We start from the raw sequence: 465 nt of genomic DNA on the forward strand, positions 1-465 counted from the left end.
GATGAAGGAAATCCTGACACTCGTGCAGCTGCAGCAGGAGGGCGAGATCATCATCGCCTCGATTGGTGGCTTCGATCTGGAATATTCCGGTGAGCGCTTGGGGCGGGACGGCTACCGCTACACCACCGCGCTGCTGCGCACCGGCGCCGATCATGAGATCGAGCTTCCGGTCACGGTCACGCCGCTCGGCGCAGTTTCTCGCCTCGAGCACGCGCTGTCCGGATTGGAGGAAGAGCGGGAGCGCTTTCGCCAGCGCCTCGCCGACGCGCGCCGAAGGCTTGCTTCTTACCAGTCGCGCGAGGGCGGCGAATTTGCCTGCGCCGGCGAGCTGGCAGAAAAGCGCGGCCAACTCGCGGAGGTCGACAAGGCGCTGGCGGCGGATGTCGAGGGCATCGGGAATGCCGTGGCCGCCTGACCCAATGCGGCTAGCGACCGAACCAGGCGAGGTGGCGGCCAGGCCATGAG

Annotated in this window: 1 pseudogene; it reads left to right on the forward strand. The window is 66.7% G+C overall.

Annotated features, from left to right (window positions below):
• Positions 1-415: pseudogene (locus tag EOA27_RS39840) on the forward strand (hypothetical protein); the annotation flags it as partial.
• Between the last annotated feature and the right edge of the window lie 50 nt (positions 416-465).

The sequence above is a fragment of the Mesorhizobium sp. M2A.F.Ca.ET.037.01.1.1 genome, assembly GCF_003998075.1.
Taxonomy (GTDB): domain Bacteria; phylum Pseudomonadota; class Alphaproteobacteria; order Rhizobiales; family Rhizobiaceae; genus Mesorhizobium.